Here is an 18,217-nt window from a genome sequence, read left to right as displayed (position 1 = left end):
TGGCCTATTCCGCCGCCTGTTGCGCGCCCCGGACGCCCTGCGCCAGGGACGCCGTCAACTCCGCGACGGCGCTAACGGTCTTGCCGGTGGCCCGTCCTTCCGCATCGAGGCTGTTCTTGAGGGCATCGACCAGCGCGGTGCCGACCACGGCGCCGTTGGCATGGGACGCGATGGCGCGGGCGTTCTCCGGCGTACGAATGCCGAAGCCGACGCAGACCGGCAGCTTGGTGTGCCGCTTGATGCGGGTAACCGCCTCGCTCACGGCCGTTGCGTCCGCGGCCGCCGCACCCGTGATGCCGGTGATGGCGACGTAATAGACGAAGCCCGAAGTGTTGGCGAGAACGGCTGGCAGGCGCTTGTCGTCGGTCGTCGGCGTCGCCAGGCGAATGAAGTTGAGGCCGGCCTTCATCGCGGGCAGGCAGAGCTCGTCGTCCTCTTCCGGCGGAAGGTCCACGATGATGAGGCCGTCGACACCGGCGGTCTTGGCATCGACCAGGAACTTGTCGACCCCGTAGATATAGATCGGATTGTAGTAGCCCATCAGCACGATCGGCGTCGCGTCGTCGTCCTTGCGGAAGCCGCGCACGAGCTCCAGCGTCTTCTTCAGCGTCATGCCGGCTTTGAGCGCGCGCAGGCCCGCCGCCTGGATCGACGGACCGTCGGCCATCGGATCCGTGAACGGCATGCCGAGCTCGATCACGTCAGCGCCCGCCTTCGGCAGCGCCTTGATGATCTCGAGCGACGTCGCCGGATCGGGATCGCCGGCCATCACGAAGGTGACAAAGGCCGAGCGGCCCGCTTTCTTCAGCTCGGCGAAACGGGTGTCGATACGCGTGGTCACTTGCTCTTGCCCTTCAGGATGTCGCCGACCTGCGGGACGTCCTTGTCGCCGCGGCCAGAGAGATTGACGACCATCAGGTGATCCCTCGGCCGCTTCGGCGCGAGCTCCATCACCTTGGCGATGGCATGCGCGGGCTCGAGGGCCGGAATGATGCCTTCGAGCTTTGAGAGCAGCTGGAACGCGGCGAGCGCCTCGTCATCGGTCGCGGAGAGATAGTTGACGCGACCAATTTCGTGCAGCCAGGAATGTTCGGGGCCGATGCCGGGATAATCGAGGCCGGCCGAGATCGAATGCGCGTCCTGGATCTGGCCGTCCGCGTCCATCAAAAGATAGGTGCGATTGCCGTGCAACACGCCGGGACGTCCGCCCGCGATCGACGCCGCATGCAGCTGCGTCAGCCCGTGGCCCGCGGCTTCGACGCCGAAAATCTCGACCGAGGGGTCGTCGAGGAACGGATGGAACAGGCCCATAGCATTCGAGCCGCCGCCGATGCAGGCGACGAGCGAATCCGGCAGGCGGCCTTCGACCTCCTGCATCTGCGCCTTGGTCTCGTTGCCGATGACCGACTGGAAATCGCGCACCAGCGTCGGATAGGGATGCGGCCCCGCCACCGTGCCGATGCAGTAGAACGTGTTGTGCACGTTGGTGACCCAGTCGCGCAGCGCCTCGTTCATGGCGTCCTTCAGCGTGCGCGTGCCCGACTGCACCGGAAAGACCTTTGCGCCCAGCATCTCCATGCGGATGACGTTGGGCTGCTGCCGCTCGACGTCGACGGCGCCCATATAGACCACGCATTCGAGGCCGAAGCGCGCGCATAGCGTCGCGGTGGCGACACCGTGCTGGCCGGCGCCGGTCTCGGCGATGATACGCTTCTTGCCCATGCGCCGCGCCAGCATGATCTGGCCGAGCACGTTGTTCACCTTGTGCGAACCGGTGTGGTTGAGCTCTTCGCGCTTGAGGTAGATCTTGGCGCCGCCGAGATGCTCGGTGAGACGCTCGGCGAAATAGAGCGGCGAGGGCCGTCCGACATAGTTCTTGAGATAGCCGTTCATCTCGGCCTGGAACGCCGGATCAGCCTTGGCCGCGGTGTAAGCCTTCTCCAGATCGAGGATCAGCGGCATCAGGGTTTCGGCGACGAACCGTCCGCCGAAGATGCCGAAATGGCCGCGCTCGTCGGGACCGCTGCGGTAGGAATTGGGTTTGGCGATGTTCATCGGACGCTCAACTCTTGGCTAGCGCGCGCGGCGCGAATAAAGGCCTTGATCATCTCGGGATCCTTGACGCCGGAGGCGCTCTCGACACCGGAGGACACGTCGACGCCGCCGGCGCGGGTGACGCGGAGGGCCTCGGCAACGTTGTCGGCGTGAAGCCCGCCCGAGACCATGTAGGGCAGCTTCAGATCGAGATTTTCGAGCAGGTGCCAGTCGAAGGGCGCCCCTAAGCCGCCGGGCCGCGTTGCATCCTTCGGCGCGCGCGCATCGAACAGGATGCGGTCAGCAACCGCGGCATAGCCGGGCAGCACGGCGAGATCGGCGGCGGTTGCAACCGGCACCGCCTTCATCACCGGACGGCCGAACCGCTGCTTGATGTCGCGCAGCCGCGCCACGCTCTCCTTGCCGTGAAGCTGGAGAATATCGGGCGACAGCGCGTCCATGATGTTGTCGAGCGTCGCATCGTCGGCATCGACGGTGAGCGCGACCTTGAGCGCGCGCCGCTTCACCTGGCGGCCGAGGTCGCGCCCCGCCTCCAGCGACAGATGCCGCGGCGACGGCGGAAAGAACACGAACCCCACCATGTCGGCGCCCGCGTCGAGCGCTACTTCGAGCGTCTCGCGCGTGGACAGGCCGCAGATTTTGACGAGCAGGGTCATGGTCTCAAAGCAGGTGGAAGCCGCGGGTCCGCGGCCGGAAACCAGGGTTTTCGATTGCGGCCGCTTCTACAACGTCGCGCGCTGCTTGTCTCGCCCGATGGGCCCGTAAAGGCCTACCCCGGAGGGGACCGGGAGGCTCCGAGGCTCGGGTTTCCCTGCGGCCATCTGGGCCCGCAGATCGGCCAATTCCGCCCGGACTGCGCGTGCGTCCGCCTCGTGCCGACGCGCCGCCCGCCGCCAATGCCGCTGGCCGAACCAGACGGCACAGCCGCCGGCCAGAACGCCCAGGACCGCCACCAGGATCAGGACCACGAACAACGGCAGCGTGACGGAGAGCGCCCGATCGGCCGAATCCAAGGGATCAAACGAGACCGTGATGAGATGGTGGTTAGCGACCGCGAAGTCGACCAAAATCAGGCCCAGCGGAATCAAGATCAGCGCGGTCAGAAACTTTCGCATCTCGCTTCGCTCGCCTTGAATCAAGCTTCCGGCCGCATCCCAAGCGGCCGCGGAAAACCGTGACGATGGCCTCAGTCAGCCGCGCCGGGATCCGGATGGTCGCGGTTCAGCCGCTCGCGCATTTCCTTGCCGGTTTTGAAGAACGGAACGCTCTTCTGGTCGACCGGCACATGAGCGCCGGTGCGCGGATTGCGGCCGGCGCGCGCAGGGCGATGCTTCACCGAGAAAGCACCGAAGCCGCGCAACTCGACGCGATCGCCGCGCGCGAGAGCCGCTACGATCTCTTCGAGAATCGCATTCACAATGTTCTCGACATCCCGCTGGTACAGATGCGGGTTGTGCTCGGCGATACGCTGAACAAGTTCGGATTTGATCATCGAGAGATAGGACCCGGGAGCGTGCGGATGACCATTTCCGTGAAAATACCGTGATCTGTCAAGACGCTAAATCAAGATTGAGCGTCGCGAAAATCCGTGACAAATGCCGAAAAAGCAGGCTGCCCCCATACCCGTCTGACGGGAAAAGCCTCGGAGGGCTCGCCCGATCCCGCTTAATTTGACGTCGCCGGCTGCCACAAGGCCAGCATTCCATCCATTCCGAAGCGGTCGACCGCCTGCGCAACGCCGGTTTGCCCGATCTGATGCGCAATCGAGCCTAAACCAAGCGCTTCCAGCGTCACGGCGACGGCCGTCCTGAGGAACGGCAGGTCGCCAAACCGGGGCTGGAGCCTGTAATCGCGGACGGTGAGGCCCTTCTTGACGCCCTTTTGCTCCTCGAGCCAGGTCACCGCCGTCTTCTCGTCGCCAAGCTGATCGATCAGCTTGAGATCGATCGCCTGGCGCCCTGTGAAGACGCGGCCATCCGCGACTTTTTCCAGCTGCGTGTCATCCATGCCACGCCGTTCCTTCACCAGTCCCCTGAACCAGGCGTAGGAATCCTTCACCAGCGCATCGAGCGCGGCCCGCGCCTCGGGGCTGGTCGGCTCAAAACCGTTGGGCGCGGCCTTCAGGGGCGTGGACTTCACCTCCTCGACCTTGACGCCGATGGTCTTCAGAAGCTCAGCCACGTTCGGAATCTGGAACAGCACGCCGATCGAACCGACCAGCGAGCTCTGCTGGGCGATGATGTGGTCGCTTGCGATCGCGGTGATGTAGCCGCCGGAGGCGGCGAGGCCTTCGACCACAACGACGAGCGGCTTCTTGGCCTTCAGCCGCGTCAACGAATCGTAGAGCTGCTCGGAGCCGGCGGTGGTTCCGCCCGGCGAGTTGATGTGAACGATGACCGCGGCGGCCTTCGAGTTCTCCAGCCGCTCCAGCGCCTGTGTGCGCTCAGAGTCGCTGCGGATCAGGCCATCGATCTGGACCCGCGCGATCGAGCCGGCGGATGCGAACGTGCCGCGCGCACCGGGTGTCGCGACCAGCGCGAAACCCGCAATCGCCGCGATCGCGATCAGCGCAGCCATGACGCGCCAGAACGTCAGCTTGCGGCGGATCCTGCGGCGATCGACGATGATGTCCGAATCGAGCGACATCGAAATATCTCCAAATGAAAGGCCAGGCGCGTTGTGCCGTCACAGCGTGACCATTGGCTTATCTGGATACATCAATTGCGGCGCAATTTGAAGAAAACAAGGCTCGCCCTGGTGCGGGCCTGAGGCATCGCCACACACTCATTCGTCGTCCCCGCGAACGCGGGGAGGTGCTCCGCTTCGCTGCGCTTGTCCGGGACGACGGCGAAGTATGCAGCAACAAAAAAGCCCCGGCTCGCGCCGGGGCTTTGATGCTTTGCGAAACAGGCGCTTCGCTTACTTGTTCTCGCCGCGGTTCTTGAGCGCGGTGCCGAGGATGTCGCCGAGCGTCGCACCCGAATCGGAGGAGCCGTACTGCGCGATGGCTTCCTTCTCTTCGGCGACTTCGAGCGCCTTGATCGACACCTGGACCTTGCGGGCCTTCTTGTCGAACTGGATCACGCGGGCATCGACCTTCTCGCCGACAGCAAAGCGTTCGGCGCGCTGGTCGTTGCGGTCACGCGCGAGCTCCGAGCGCTTGATGAAGGTCGAGAAGTCGGTACCGGATATCTTCACCTCGATGCCGCTTTCCTTCACTTCGAGCACTTCGCAGGTCACGACCGCGCCCTTCTTGACATCGCCCGGCTCGGCGAAGGGGTCGCCTTCGAGCTGCTTGATGCCGAGCGAGATACGCTCCTTCTCGACGTCCACATCGAGCACCACGGCCTTCACCATGTCGCCCTTCTTGTAGTTGTCGATCACCTGCTCGCCCGGAAGTTTCCAGTCGAGATCGGAGAGATGGACCATGCCGTCGACGTCGCCCTCGAGACCCAGGAACAGACCGAACTCGGTCTTGTTCTTGACCTCGCCCTCGACCACCGAACCGGTCGGGTGACCTTCGACGAAGACCTCCCAGGGGTTGCGCATGGTCTGCTTGAGGCCGAGCGAGATGCGGCGCTTGACGGAATCGACTTCCAGCACCTGCACTTCGACTTCCTGCGAGGTCGAGACGATCTTGCCGGGGTGCATGTTCTTCTTGGTCCACGACATCTCGGAGACGTGGATCAGGCCTTCGATGCCCGGCTCGAGCTCGACGAACGCACCGTAGTCGGTGATGTTGGTGACGCGGCCGGTGAAGCGGGCACCCAGCGGGTACTTGGCTTCGATGCCCTGCCACGGATCGTCCAGCAGCTGCTTCATGCCCAGCGAGATGCGGTGCGTCTCGTGGTTGATCTTGATGATCTTGACCTTCACGGTCTGACCGATCGAGAGCACCTCGGTCGGGTGGTTGACGCGGCGCCACGCGATATCGGTGACGTGCAGCAGGCCGTCGATGCCGCCGAGATCAACGAACGCACCGTAGTCAGTGATGTTCTTGACCACGCCGTCGATGACCTGACCCTCTTCGAGGTTCTGCACCAGCTCCTGACGCTGCTCGGCGCGGGTCTCTTCCAGCACGGTGCGGCGGGAGACGACGATGTTGCCGCGGCGGCGATCCATCTTGAGGATCTGGAACGGCTGCGAGTTGTTCATCAGCGGCGCGACGTCGCGGATCGGACGGATGTCGACCTGCGAGCGCGGCAGGAAGGCCACGGCACCGTCGAGGTCGACGGTGAAGCCGCCCTTGACCTGGTTGAAGATGACGCCGTTGACCTTCTCGTTGTTCTGGAACGCCTTCTCGAGCTTGCCCCAGCTCTCTTCGCGGCGCGCCTTGTCGCGCGACAGCACGGCTTCGCCGAGGGCGTTTTCGATGCGATCGAGGAACACTTCCACCTCGTCGCCGACCTTGAGATCGCTTTCACGGCCGGGGCCGGAAAATTCGCGCAGCGCGACGCGGCCCTCGGTCTTCAGGCCGACGTCGATGACGGCCATGTCCTTTTCAATTGCAACCACCTTGCCCTTGACGACGGAGCTTTCCTGCAGGTTGCCACCTGCGAAGGACTCGTCGAGCATCGCGGCGAAATCGTCACGCGACGGGCTATAGGTATTAGCAGAAGTCGAAGCCATATGTTCTCCAGTTGCGGATGTCTTGCCGGCCGTTGGGTTCAAGGGCGCATCGCACGCGCAGTGTCGGAAGGTCCGCAAAACCTTCGAGCGACCGCTCGTTGCCCCGGCCAGCGACCGGAACAGCGGAGGCGGGCCGGCTGAGGCCCGCGCGTTCGATACGTGGAAATCTTTTGTCCGGAGCCTGGATCGCGCCGGCCCCGAAACAGGGACCGAGAGTATCGACCTCAAAGAGCGGGAGCGGGCGCTTCCTCCAATGACGGCTGCGGCTTAACCCCGCGACCGGCCCGCTCGGACAGCCTCGATAATGTCGATGGCGGCCCGGACTCCGCCTTCTATATCCAGTTGAGAGTTATCTAGCAAGTAAGCATCCGGGGCCGGTTTTAAAGGCGCAATCGGCCGGTTCTTGTCGCGTTCGTCGCGCTGGAGGATGTCGGCGAGCACAGCCGCCTCGTCCGCCTCCTCGCCCCTCGCCTTGGCCTCCATGGTGCGGCGGCGCGCGCGGACCTTCGGGTCTGCGACGACGAAAATCTTCACGTCGGCATCTGGGCAGATCACGGTTCCAATGTCCCGGCCGTCCAGCACCGCCCCCGGCGGATCGGCGGCGAATTGCCGCTGGAAATTGACCAGGACCTCACGAACCCTGGGGATCGCCGAGACGATGGAGGCGCCCTCGCCGACCTTCTGGGTCTTCAGAGCGGGATTGCCGAACTTTTCGGGATCGAGCTCCAGCGCCGCCGCGACCGCCGCCGCCTCGTCGCGGAGATCATGACCGGACTGCGTCAGGGCGTAAGCCACGGCACGATAGATCACACCGGTATCGAGATGGCGGTAGCCGTAATGATGCGCGAGCCGCTTGCCGAGCGTGCCCTTGCCGGAAGCCGCCGGTCCGTCGATGGCGATGATCATGAAAACTCGGCCCCTAGGGAACGCATCATCGGAATGAAGTCCGGGAAGCTGGTGGCGATGAAGGCGGTATCGTCGATGGTGACGGGCTGGTCGGACGCACAGCCCATCGCCAGCGCCGACATCGCGATACGATGGTCCATGTGCGTGGCCACAACGCCGCCGCCGGGAACATGGCCCCGGCCTTCGACGATCAGGTCGTCACCGGACACCTCGACCTTGACGCCATTAACGCGCAGCATGTCGGCGGTGGCTTCGAGCCGGTCGGATTCCTTCACGCGCAGCTCCTGCAGGCCACGCATGATCGTCGTGCCTTCGGCGAAAGAGGCCGCCACTGCCAGCACCAGATATTCGTCGATCATCGAGGGCGCGCGCTCCGGCGGCACTTCGACGCCACGCAGTTTCGAGGCGCGCACGCGCAGCTGCGCCATCGGCTCGCCGGCGTCGCCGCGAACGTCGCTCTCCTCGATGGAGGCGCCCATGTCGCGCAGCGTGGTCAACAGGCCGGTACGCAGCGGATTGGTCATGACGTCAGGCAGTACGATATCGGAGCCCTCGACGATCAGCGCCGCAACAATGGGGAACGCCGCCGAGGACGGATCGGCGGGCACCACAACGGTGGCGCCATGCAGCTCAGGCTGGCCCACAAGCGTGATGCGGCGGCCGTGCTGGCCTTCCGGCGTGGAGGTGATGTCGGCGCCAAAATGCTTCAGCATCAGCTCGGTGTGGTCGCGGCTGGCCTCGGTCTCTATGACGGTCGTTGCGCCCGGCGCGGACAGGCCCGCCAGCAGCACGGCCGATTTGATCTGGGCCGAAGCGACCGGGGTCTTGTACGTGATCGGCAGCGGATCGCGCGCGCCCTGGACGGTCATCGGCAGACGGCCGCCCTCGCCGCCGGACACCACCCTGGCGCCCATCTTTTCGAGGGGATCGAGGATCCGGCGCATGGGACGGCTGCGCAGCGAGGCGTCGCCATCAAACACCGCCGAGATCGGACAGCCCGCGACTGCGCCCATGACGAGCCGGCAGCCAGTGCCGGAGTTGCCGAAATCCAGCGCTGCCTTGGGCTGGGCGAAGCCCGCGACGCCCACACCCCGCACCTTCCAGGCAAAATCCCCGGTGCGTTCAACCGTAGCACCCAGCGCCTGCATGGATTTGGCGGTGTTGATGACGTCTTCGCCCTCCAGCAGGCCCGTAATCCTGGTCTCGCCGACCGCAAGCGCGCCCAGGATGAGGGCGCGGTGGGAGATGGACTTGTCCCCGGGCACCCGTGCTTTCCCGGTCAGGGGACCGCTGGCGCGAGACTGAAGCGGCCTCGGTTGGTCGGAATGGGTCAAGATTGTGTCCTTGGATGCGCCCCTGGATGCTTCCTTGGGGGCTGGGGGCAGGTACCACATGGTCCGCGCCCCGTCACGAGCATGTCTTTCTCTTGTAATGCGCTATTGACAGCGGGCCGCCAACTAGCCAAGTGAAGCACCGCTTTTCAGACATTCCCAGGATTCCTGCCGTGGCCAAGTCCGAACTCGGAACCAAACGTATTTGCCCGACCACGGGCAAGAAATTCTATGACCTCAACAAGAATCCGGTGATTTCGCCCTATACCGGCGAAGTGGTGCCGATTGCCCCGGTGGCGCCCGCACGCGCGACCCGTGGCGGCGCCGATTCCCGCAGCATGGCCCAGGACACCGCGCCGGAGCCGGCCGAGTCCGAGGAATTGGTCTCGCTCGAGGAGGCCGATGCCGAAGAGAACACCGGCAAGGTCAAGGCCGTCGTGCCTGAGTCGGAGGACGATATCGAGGTCGACGAAACCCTGGACGACGACGATGACGACGATTCGACCTTCATCGCCGACGAAGAAGAGGGCGATGAGGACGTAACCGACATCATTGGTGATGTCGGAGGTGATGAAGAGACTTGAGATCAGTCCCGATCTGTGAAAAAGGGTGCACCGCGCGAGTCGCCTAGGACTCGCCGGTCGGGACGGATCCTCTGGGATCGTCCCACTGGAAGACTAAAGGGGCCATAGCTCAGCTGGGAGAGCGCTTGCATGGCATGCAAGAGGTCGGCGGTTCGATCCCGCCTGGCTCCACCACGCTTCGCCCTTCAGGCTGCGCGTGGCGCAGCCGCGCAGAGCCTGAAGGGCGAAGCGTGGTGTCCGGCGAAGCCCGTAGGGCGAAGACGGACTGACGAGTTCCCCCCCCAACTGACGACTGCCCAGGCGATAGCCATTAATGTGGTACGTCTACATCCTTCGCAGCATCGAATTTCCCGAGCAGGAATACGTTGGGGCTACGGAAGATTTGAAGCGGCGGCTTCCGGAACACAATGCCGGCAAATCCAGCCATACTGCCAAGTTCAAGCCTTGGAAGCTGATCTGGTACTGTGCGTTCCCGGACAAACACAAAGCGCTCGCGTTTGAGGCGTACCTGACGTCTCACTCCGGCCGCGCCTTCACGAAGAAGCGGCTGGCCTAAGCGAGCAAGCCCTCTACTCCCCGATCACCGCATTAAGCCTATCGCGCAGCGCGACGATTTCGTCCTTCATCGCGACCAGCTCAGGAACCGAGCAGTCCGACGCCGCCAGGATCGATTGCGGGACGCTGCGCGCTTTCTCCTTCAGCGCATGGCCCTGGGGCGTCAGCGCGATCAGCACCTGGCGCTCGTCCTCGCTCGAGCGCGTGCGCTTGACGAGGTGAGCTGCTTCGAGCCGCTTGAGCAGCGGGGTCAGCGTGCCGGAATCCAGAAACAGCTTCTCGCCGATGTCCTTGACCGGCACGTCGTCGCGCTCCCACAGCACTAGCATCACCAGATATTGCGGATAGGTCAGGCCGAGCCGGTCGAGCAACGGCTTGTAGACGCGGTTGAAGGCATGTGTGGCGGAATAGACCGCGAAGCAGATCTGGTTGTCGAGGCGAAGCGGGTCCACCGCCGATAATTTCCGAGGCATAGAGAATCTCACGCGATGTCCCCCATTCTGGGGCCGGTCGGCGGTACATTCAATTGCGAACAATTAAATGTGAGGCTTCGCAATTTCAATTGCGCACAATCTAATTGTTTGCGATACAGGTCGCACCCCAACCCGAAGACCTAAGGAGACCGACAATGTCCGTAAACGTCCTCTACAAGACCAGCGCCAAGGCAACCGGCGGCCGCGACGGCCATGCGGCAACCCTCGACGGCGCGTTTGACGTCAAGCTCACCACGCCGAAGGAGCTCGGCGGCGGAGGCGGCGCTGGCAACAATCCCGAGCAGCTGTTTGCGGCCGGCTATGCCGCCTGCTTCATCGGCGCGATGAAGTTCGTGGCTTCGCAGGGCGGCCCGAAGGTTCCGGCTGACGCCTCCGTCACCTCGACGGTCGGCATCGGCCCGCGCGCGGCCGGCGGCTTCGGTCTCGACATCGATCTTGCCGTCTCGCTGCCGGGCCTTGCCCGCGCAGACGCCGAGGCGCTGGTCGAGAAGGCGCACCAGGTGTGCCCCTATTCCAATGCCACCCGCGGCAATGTTGACGTTCGCCTGACGGTCGTCTGATCCCCAGGTGGATTGGCCGGCCCGAGATCCCCCTCGGGCCGGCCGCTTATTGATTTGCCATGCAGCGGGATTGCAGCCCGCGCTGCATGACACCCCACGCAACAAGCCATTGCTGGCGTTTGCAAACCTCGCTAGGCCTGTGATCAACGATCGACACAGGGGAAGCGAAGGCATGAGTTCTGAAGCCGTTTTGGGCGCAATGAGCGGACTGCGCGTCATCGATCTCACGCGCGTGCTCGGCGGGCCCTACTGCACCCAGATCCTCGCCGACCACGGCGCCGACGTGATCAAGGTCGAGCCACCCGCCGGCGACGAGGTGCGCGACTGGGGCCCTCCCTTCCACGAGGAAGACGCGGCCTACTTCATCGGCATCAACCGCAACAAGCGTTCGATCGGCCTCGACCTCGCCTCCGAGGGCGGCCGCGTCGTGCTGCTGAAGATGCTGGAGACCGCCGACGTCCTGATCGAGAATTTCAAGCCGGGCACGCTGGAGAAATGGGGCATCGGCAACGAGGTGCTGCGCGAAAAGTTTCCGCGCCTCGTGCATTGCCGGATCTGCGGCTTCGGCGCCGACGGTCCGCGCGGCGGCAATCCCGGCTATGACGCGATCATCCAGGCGATGACTGGCATGATCGCCGCGACCGGCTCGCCCGAGAGCGGGCCGATGCGGATCGGCGTACCGCTGGTCGACATCACCACCGGCCTCTACGCGGCGATCGGCATCCTGATGGCGCTGTCGGAACGGCAGCGCTCGGGCAAGGGGCAATTCCTGGAAACGACGCTGTACGAAACCGGCCTTGCCATCATGCATCCGCACACCGCGAACTATTTCATGCATGGCAAACCGCCGAGCCTGACCGGCAACGAGCATCCGAACCTCGTGCCTTACGCGATCTTCCCGACCAAGACCGACAACATCTTCATCGGCGTCGGCAATGACGGCACCTTCCGCAAGCTCGCCAAGGAGATCGGCAAGCCGGAGCTCGGCACCGACCCGCGCTTTGCCCGCAACAAGGACCGCATCGCCAATCGCGAGGCGCTGCGCGCCGAACTCGCCGCCGTGTTCAGCCAGCACGAGGCCGAGCCGCTGTGCAATCGCCTGCTTGCGGCGGGCCTGCCCGCGGGCCCCGTGCAGAAGATCGACCAGGCGTTGACGAACCCGCACACGATCTATCGTGGCGATATTATCGAGAAGGATTGGTACAAGGGCGTGGCCTCGCCGATCCGGCTCGATCGCAGCAAGCCGAGCCTGCGCCGCCTGCCGCCGAAATTCAGCCAGCACTCCCAGGAGGTGCTGGGCGAGTTCGGGTACTCCAAGGCCGAGATCGACGCGATGGTCGAGAAGGGTACGGTCTGCGGGCCCGAGCGCAAGCGCTAGGGCCCTCGCCTTCCACATCCGACGGTAATGCCGCACTGCGGCGCGGGCACGCATGTGCACCGCGAACGGAGGAGGCTGCCCGCGGGGCCTTCGCCTAATTGACGACTTCCCATTTAGCAGCGCTTGCTGCTTTCGTTTCTCCCGCTTACACAGTCATGTGAACGTCATATGGCGCTGCTAGCGCAAGCGCTTCTTTTTGACGGCCAACGGAGGTTTATTTGATGGCTCTTCGACACTTTGGGGTGGCTGCCGCTGTTGCAGTAACGGTTGGCATGACGGCTTCGCCGGCGCTGGCCGTGACCGAGATCCAGTGGTGGCACGCGATGACCGGCGCCAACAACGACGTCATCGTCAAGCTCGCGAACGACTTCAACGCGTCGCAGACCGACTACAAGGTCATCCCGACCTACAAGGGCAACTACGCCGACACGATGAACGCCGGCATCGCGGCCTTCCGCGCCGGCAACGCCCCGCACATCATGCAGGTGTTCGAAGTCGGCACCGCGACCATGATGGCCGCGACCGGCGCCGTGAAGCCCGTCTACAAGCTGATGGCCGAGACCGGCGAGAAGTTCGATCCGAAGGCCTATCTGCCCGCGATCACCGGTTACTACTCGACCTCGAAGGGCGAGATGCTGTCCTTCCCCTTCAACTCGTCGTCGACCGTCATGTGGGTCAACCTCGACGAGCTCAAGAAGGCCAACGTCGAGATCCCGAAGACCTGGCCCGAGACGTTCGCGGCCGCCAAGAAGCTCCACGACAACGGCCATCCGACCTGCGGCTTCTCCGGCTCCTGGGTCACCTGGGTCAATCTCGAGCAGCTCTCCGCCTGGCACAACGTGCCGCTCTCGACCAAGGCCAACGGCCTCGACGGCTTCGACACCAAGCTCGAGTTCAACGGTCCGCTCCAGGTCAAGCATCTCGAGAAGCTGGTCGAGTTGCAGAAGGACAAGACCTACGACTACGCAGGCCGCACCAACACCGGCGAAGGCCGCTTCACCTCGGGTGAGTGCCCGATCTACCTGACCTCGTCGGCCTTCTTCGGCAACGTCAAGGCGCAGGCCAAGTTCGCCTTCAACGCCGTGCCGATGCCCTACTATCCGGACGTCAAGGGCGCACCGCAGAACTCGATCATCGGCGGCGCTTCGCTCTGGGTCATGGGCGGCAAGTCGGCCGACGAATACAAGGGCGTCGCGAAGTTCCTGACCTTCCTCTCGGACACCGATCGCCAAGTGTACATCCACAAGGCCTCGGGCTACTTGCCGATCACCAAGGCGGCCTACGCCAAGGCAAAGGAAGAGGGCTTCTACAAGGATCAGCCCTATCTCGAGACCCCGCTGCTCGAGCTGACCAACAAGGAGCCAACCGAGAATTCGCGCGGCCTGCGCCTCGGCAACATGGTTCAGCTGCGTGACGTCTGGTCGGAAGAGATCGAGCAGGCGCTCGCCGGCAAGAAGACCGCCAAGCAGGCGCTCGACGCCGCCGTCGAACGCGGCAACACGATGCTGCGGCAGTTCGAAAAGACCGCCGTCAAGTGAGACGATGAGCGGCAGGCCGCGAACCGGCCTGCCGCTCACCTGACATCATGCAAAAGCAGGCCATTTTCCAATCAAAGCTGCTGCCCTACGCGCTGGTTGCCCCGCAACTCGCGATCGTCCTGATTTTCTTCTACTGGCCTGCCTTGCAGGCAGTCATCCAGTCCTTCCTGCTCCAGGACGCCTTCGGTCTCTCGAGCACCTTTGTCTGGTTCGATAATTACATCGAGCTGTTCAAGGACCCTGCTTATTTCGAGGCGATCGTCCGGACCTTCTTCTTCTCGTTCGCGATCGCGGTCTCCTCGCTGTCCTTCGCGCTGCTGCTCGCTGTGATGGCGGACAAGCCCCTGCGCGGCTCGATGCTCTACCGCACGCTGCTGATCTGGCCCTATGCGGTCGCGCCGCCGGTCGTCGGCGTGCTCTGGATCTTCATGCTGCATCCTTCACTCGGTGTGCTCTCACGCTATTTGCGAGCGATGGGCATCGACTGGAATCCGCTGCTCGACGGCAATCAGGCCGCAGCGCTGGTCATCCTCGCCGCCGCCTGGAAGCAGATCTCCTATAATTTCCTGTTCTTCCTCGCCGGCCTTCAGGCCATCCCCAGAAGCGTGTTCGAAGCCGCCGCGATCGACGGCGCGCGCCCGATGCGGCGGTTCTGGACCGTGACCTTCCCGCTGCTGTCGCCGACCATCTTCTTCCTGCTGGTCGTCAACATCGTCTACGCCTTCTTCGACACGTTCGGCATCATCGACACCATGACCCGCGGCGGTCCGGGAACGTCGACGGTCACGCTGGTCTACAAGGTCTATACCGACGGTCTGCTCGGCGGCAATCTCGGCAGCTCCGCGGCGCAATCGGTGATCCTGATGATCATGGTCATCGTGCTGACGGGAATCCAGTTCCGCTTCGTCGAACGCAAGGTGACCTACTGATGGTCGAGCAAGAGGGCTTTCGACGCTACATCGCCCACGTCATCCTCTGGATCGGGATCGCGATCGTCGCGTTCCCCGTCTACATCGCGATCGTCGCGTCGACCCAGGACAACGCGCTGATCGCGAACGGGCAGATGTCGCTGCTGCCGGGCGGCCATTTCTTCGAGGTCTACTACCAGACCATCTTCGTCGGCACGAGCGGCTCGACCCGCGAGCCGGTCGGCAACATGATGCTGAACTCGCTGGTGATGGCTCTGGCGATCGCCGTCGGCAAGATCGCGATCTCGATCATCTCGGCCTATGCGATCGTGTATTTCCGATTTCCGTTCCGGATGTCGATCTTCTGGATCATCTTCATCACGTTGATGCTGCCGGTCGAGGTGCGCATCTATCCGACCTACAAGATCGTCGCTGACCTGCATATGCTCGACAGCTATGCGGGCCTTGCCCTGCCGCTGATTGCCTCAGCCACCGCAACGCTTCTGTTCCGACAGTTCTTCATGACCGTGCCGGACGAGCTCTTGGAAGCCTCGCGCATCGACGGCGCCGGTCCCCTGCGCTTCTTCTGGGATACGCTGTTGCCGCTGTCGCGCACCAACATGGCGGCGCTGTTCGTGATCCTCTTCATCCTCGGCTGGAATCAGTATCTCTGGCCGCTGCTCATCACCACGCGCGACGACATGCAGACCATCCAGATCGGCATCCGCAAGATGATCACCACCACCGACGCGCTGACCGAATGGCCGATCGTGATGGCAACCGCCGTGCTCGCGATGCTGCCGCCGGTGTTCGTCGTCGTCGCCATGCAGAAGCTGTTCGTGCGCGGCCTGGTCGAGACGGAAAAGTAGGTTCTTGGAAGTGAGTTTTCATGGCTAACGTCACCCTGCGCAACGTCCGCAAGACCTATACCGGCGGCTTCGAGGCCATCAAGGGCGTCAACGTCGACGTCGCTGACGGCCAGTTCTGCGTGCTGGTTGGCCCGTCCGGCTGCGGCAAATCGACATTGCTGCGCATGGTCGCGGGGCTCGAGACCGTCACCGGCGGCGAGATCGACATCGGCGGCCGCGTCGTCAACCAGGTCGAGCCCGCCGATCGCGACATCGCGATGGTGTTCCAGAACTACGCGCTCTATCCGCATATGAGCGTCTACAACAACATGGCCTACGGCCTGCGCAACCGCGGCATGGCGGAAGCCGAGATCAAGACCCGCGTCGAGGAAGCCGCGCGCGTGCTCGAGCTCTCGTCGATGCTCGAGCGCAAGCCGCGCCAGCTCTCAGGCGGCCAGCGCCAGCGCGTCGCCATGGGCCGCGCCATCGTGCGCCAGCCGAAAGTGTTCCTGTTCGACGAGCCGCTGTCGAACCTCGACGCCAAGCTGCGCATCGCAATGCGGGTCGAGATCCGCAAATTGCAGCGCCGGCTCAACACGACGTCGATCTACGTCACGCACGACCAGCTCGAGGCGATGACGCTCGCCGATATCCTGGTGGTGATGAATGGCGGCCAGGTCGAGCAGGTCGGCAATCCCCTTGCGATCTATGAGAAGCCGGCGACGACCTTCGTCGCGTCCTTCATCGGCGCGCCGCCGATGAATCTGATGTCGACGCGCCCCGAGGAGATCCGATCGCAGCTCGCCGGTAGCGGCGCGGCTGACGCCGGCATCCTCGGCATCCGCCCCGAGGACTTCGTCATCACCGACCAGACCCCGGACAGCGGCGTCGCCTTGCCGCTCACCGTCGAAGCGATCGAGCGCGTCGGCGCCGAAACCTTCGTCTACGGTTCCCGCCAGCACGACGAGCAGCGCGTTGCCGCCACCCCGGGCGAGCTGCCGCCCGGCGAGGTCATCGTCCGCATTCCCGGAACCGAGGCCCCGGCCATCGGCCAGAAGATCCGCGTCGCCGCGGTGCGCCAAAAGCTGCACCTTTTCAGCGGCGACGGGCGGACGCGGATCGAGGCCTGACCGGTTCCGCCGGGTCGCCAGACAAAAAACGCGAAAACAACCCCATGCAAAGTAGCCGGGGCAGGCCTCCGGCCGGCCCGCAGCCCGGGCTCACCCATCCACAGCCCGCCGGCTAGGTGCTTGAACCCACACGGGGATATGACCATATTGTTGACCAAGGGGCGCCGATCCGGGCCCTGAAATGCCAAAGTCGCTTTCCGCGAGGACTTTGTAAACTATGTCTCGTGTTCCCACGCTTTCCAGTCCGTTCCTTCTGGGCTTCGACGAAATTGAGCGCGTGCTCGATCGCGTCGTCAAAGGCGCCGACGGCTACCCTCCCTACAATATCGAGAGGTGCGACCGTTCGGACGGCCAGCCCGAGCGCTTGCGCATCACGCTGGCGGTCGCCGGATTCACCCGCGACCAACTCGATGTAACCATTGAGGAAAATCAGCTGGTGATTCGCGGGCGGCAGCACGACGACAAGACCCGGCAATACATCCATCGCGGCATCGCCGCGCGCCACTTCCAGCGCACCTTCGTGCTGGCGGAGGGGATGCTGGTGCTGGGGGCGGATCTGAAGAACGGGTTGTTGTCGATCGATCTCGCCCGGCCGGAACCGGAAAGGATCGTTAAGACAATTGCTATCAATGAGCACGAATAATGGAACGAGTAGCGGACTCGACCGCTTAGTTTCGAGACAGGAGTCGAGACCATGAGTGAAGGTCATGTTGCGTTCGAATACGAAGCCAAGAACGTCTCGCCCGAGACGCTGGCAACCCTTGGCGAAGGCCACATCGCCTATGTGAAGCAGATTCGCTCCGAGGACGTGCCGGACTTGTTCCCCGAAGCGCCGACAATCGCGCCGGGCCTCAAGCTGTTCGCCCTCCACGCCGCCGACGGCACGCCGATCATGCTGACCGACAGCCGCGAAGCCGCGATTGCCAACGCCTGGAGCAACGAGCTGCAAGCCGTCAGCGTGCACTGACGCGACACGCGCTGATCAAGCGCAGCAATCGAATTTCAAGCGGGCGTGCTCTCGTGCGAGAGCATGCCCGTTTTGCGTTTGTCTGTATAATCAGCCCGGCTGATCGAGCCGAACGTGATCAAGGACGTCCGAACGCGACGACGAGCACGTTCATCGTGGACAAGATGTCCAGCACAGCTGGTCGAGACATAGTGGCCGCGCAAGCAAACTCGCCATTGGCAGGGGTTCTAGCACTACTTTGGCAGAACTTGTTTGTGCAGCGACTTTTCAAGGATTTGTCTTCTGCAGTACGGGCACCGCTGAGCCCGCGGCCGCAGGATGAGATCGACGATGG

Annotated in this window: 20 protein-coding genes and 1 tRNA gene; 11 read left to right on the top strand and 10 right to left on the bottom strand. The window is 63.8% G+C overall.

What is annotated here, in order from left to right; genetic code table 11:
• Positions 1–4: 4 nt before the first annotated feature.
• The 9 genes from trpA to aroA form a co-directional block, all read right to left on the bottom strand.
• Positions 5–841, bottom strand: coding sequence for a tryptophan synthase subunit alpha (gene trpA, locus AC629_RS25880; RefSeq protein WP_084807752.1), 837 nt, complete (start codon positions 839–841; stop codon positions 5–7).
• Positions 838–2,055, bottom strand: a complete 1,218-nt coding sequence (gene trpB, locus AC629_RS25875) for a tryptophan synthase subunit beta (RefSeq protein WP_084807751.1) — start codon at positions 2,053–2,055, stop codon at positions 838–840. The genes trpA and trpB overlap by 4 nt, the downstream gene beginning before the upstream one ends.
• Positions 2,052–2,711, bottom strand: a complete 660-nt coding sequence (locus tag AC629_RS25870; protein ID WP_084807750.1) for a phosphoribosylanthranilate isomerase — start codon at positions 2,709–2,711, stop codon at positions 2,052–2,054. Before AC629_RS25870 ends, trpB begins: the two co-directional genes overlap by 4 nt.
• 66 nt (positions 2,712–2,777) lie before the next feature.
• Positions 2,778–3,170 carry a lipopolysaccharide assembly protein LapA domain-containing protein gene (locus AC629_RS25865; protein WP_084807749.1) on the bottom strand — a complete coding sequence of 131 codons (393 nt, stop codon included), beginning with the start codon at positions 3,168–3,170 and terminating at the stop codon, positions 2,778–2,780.
• A 71-nt stretch (positions 3,171–3,241) separates the two neighbouring features.
• Positions 3,242–3,547 (bottom strand): integration host factor subunit beta, encoded by a 306-nt coding sequence (locus AC629_RS25860; RefSeq protein ID WP_008539997.1) that lies wholly within the window; start codon positions 3,545–3,547, stop codon positions 3,242–3,244.
• A gap of 173 nt (positions 3,548–3,720) precedes the next feature.
• Positions 3,721–4,701, bottom strand: coding sequence for a signal peptide peptidase SppA (gene sppA / locus AC629_RS25855; protein ID WP_084807748.1), 981 nt, complete (start codon positions 4,699–4,701; stop codon positions 3,721–3,723).
• A 273-nt stretch (positions 4,702–4,974) separates the two neighbouring features.
• Entirely contained in the window at positions 4,975–6,684 is a 1,710-nt protein-coding gene (gene rpsA, locus AC629_RS25850) for a 30S ribosomal protein S1 (RefSeq protein ID WP_074121868.1), read from the bottom strand.
• Between the two features lie 267 nt (positions 6,685–6,951).
• The gene (gene cmk / locus AC629_RS25845) at positions 6,952–7,590 is read right to left on the bottom strand and encodes a (d)CMP kinase (protein WP_074121867.1); all 639 of its coding nucleotides are present in this window, start codon (positions 7,588–7,590) and stop codon (positions 6,952–6,954) included.
• A complete protein-coding gene (aroA, locus tag AC629_RS25840) occupies positions 7,587–8,984 on the bottom strand; it encodes a 3-phosphoshikimate 1-carboxyvinyltransferase (RefSeq protein ID WP_084807747.1) in 1,398 nt (465 codons plus the stop codon). Before aroA ends, cmk begins: the two co-directional genes overlap by 4 nt.
• Before the next feature lie 110 nt (positions 8,985–9,094).
• Here aroA and AC629_RS25835 point away from each other — a divergent pair, with 110 nt between their 5' ends.
• The 3 genes from AC629_RS25835 to AC629_RS25825 all read left to right on the top strand — a co-directional run bounded on the left by AC629_RS25835 (position 9,095) and on the right by AC629_RS25825 (position 10,061).
• Positions 9,095–9,505 carry a TIGR02300 family protein gene (locus AC629_RS25835; protein WP_084807746.1) on the top strand — a complete coding sequence of 137 codons (411 nt, stop codon included), beginning with the start codon at positions 9,095–9,097 and terminating at the stop codon, positions 9,503–9,505.
• Between the two features lie 98 nt (positions 9,506–9,603).
• Positions 9,604–9,679 (top strand) — tRNA-Ala (locus tag AC629_RS25830).
• Positions 9,680–9,818: 139 nt separating this feature from the next.
• Positions 9,819–10,061: a GIY-YIG nuclease family protein gene (locus tag AC629_RS25825; protein WP_084807745.1), complete on the top strand. Its 243-nt coding sequence runs from the start codon at positions 9,819–9,821 to the stop codon at positions 10,059–10,061.
• A gap of 13 nt (positions 10,062–10,074) precedes the next feature.
• On the opposite strand, the gene AC629_RS25820 is transcribed toward AC629_RS25825, so the two are convergent.
• Positions 10,075–10,533, bottom strand: coding sequence for a MarR family winged helix-turn-helix transcriptional regulator (locus AC629_RS25820; RefSeq protein WP_084807744.1), 459 nt, complete (start codon positions 10,531–10,533; stop codon positions 10,075–10,077).
• A gap of 155 nt (positions 10,534–10,688) precedes the next feature.
• Between AC629_RS25820 and AC629_RS25815 the strand changes: the two genes are divergently transcribed.
• From AC629_RS25815 to AC629_RS25780, 8 genes are all read left to right on the top strand, one after another.
• The gene (locus tag AC629_RS25815; protein ID WP_084807743.1) at positions 10,689–11,114 is read left to right on the top strand and encodes an organic hydroperoxide resistance protein; all 426 of its coding nucleotides are present in this window, start codon (positions 10,689–10,691) and stop codon (positions 11,112–11,114) included.
• 172 nt (positions 11,115–11,286) lie between these two features.
• On the top strand, positions 11,287–12,492 hold the full coding sequence (locus AC629_RS25810; protein ID WP_084807742.1) for a CaiB/BaiF CoA transferase family protein: 1,206 nt from the start codon (positions 11,287–11,289) through the stop codon (positions 12,490–12,492).
• A gap of 221 nt (positions 12,493–12,713) precedes the next feature.
• Positions 12,714–14,030 carry a sn-glycerol-3-phosphate ABC transporter substrate-binding protein UgpB gene (gene ugpB, locus AC629_RS25805; RefSeq protein ID WP_084807741.1) on the top strand — a complete coding sequence of 439 codons (1,317 nt, stop codon included), beginning with the start codon at positions 12,714–12,716 and terminating at the stop codon, positions 14,028–14,030.
• Positions 14,031–14,077: 47 nt separating this feature from the next.
• Complete coding sequence (gene ugpA / locus AC629_RS25800; protein ID WP_084807740.1) at positions 14,078–14,959, top strand: sn-glycerol-3-phosphate ABC transporter permease UgpA; 882 nt, start codon at positions 14,078–14,080, stop codon at positions 14,957–14,959.
• The gene (ugpE, locus tag AC629_RS25795; RefSeq protein WP_084807739.1) at positions 14,959–15,807 is read left to right on the top strand and encodes a sn-glycerol-3-phosphate ABC transporter permease UgpE; all 849 of its coding nucleotides are present in this window, start codon (positions 14,959–14,961) and stop codon (positions 15,805–15,807) included. Before ugpA ends, ugpE begins: the two co-directional genes overlap by 1 nt.
• Before the next feature lie 20 nt (positions 15,808–15,827).
• Positions 15,828–16,916, top strand: a complete 1,089-nt coding sequence (locus tag AC629_RS25790; protein WP_084807738.1) for a sn-glycerol-3-phosphate import ATP-binding protein UgpC — start codon at positions 15,828–15,830, stop codon at positions 16,914–16,916.
• Between the two features lie 217 nt (positions 16,917–17,133).
• Positions 17,134–17,559, top strand: a complete 426-nt coding sequence (locus AC629_RS25785) for an Hsp20 family protein (protein WP_074121854.1) — start codon at positions 17,134–17,136, stop codon at positions 17,557–17,559.
• A 51-nt stretch (positions 17,560–17,610) separates the two neighbouring features.
• Entirely contained in the window at positions 17,611–17,883 is a 273-nt protein-coding gene (locus AC629_RS25780) for a BQ00720 family protein (protein ID WP_084807737.1), read from the top strand.
• Positions 17,884–18,217: the final 334 nt, after the last annotated feature.

Source organism: Bradyrhizobium sp. NAS80.1, assembly GCF_001908205.1.
Classification (GTDB): domain Bacteria; phylum Pseudomonadota; class Alphaproteobacteria; order Rhizobiales; family Xanthobacteraceae; genus Bradyrhizobium.
The sequence above is the reverse complement of the archived record's forward strand: the minus strand, read 5'-3'. Positions and strand labels throughout refer to the sequence as shown.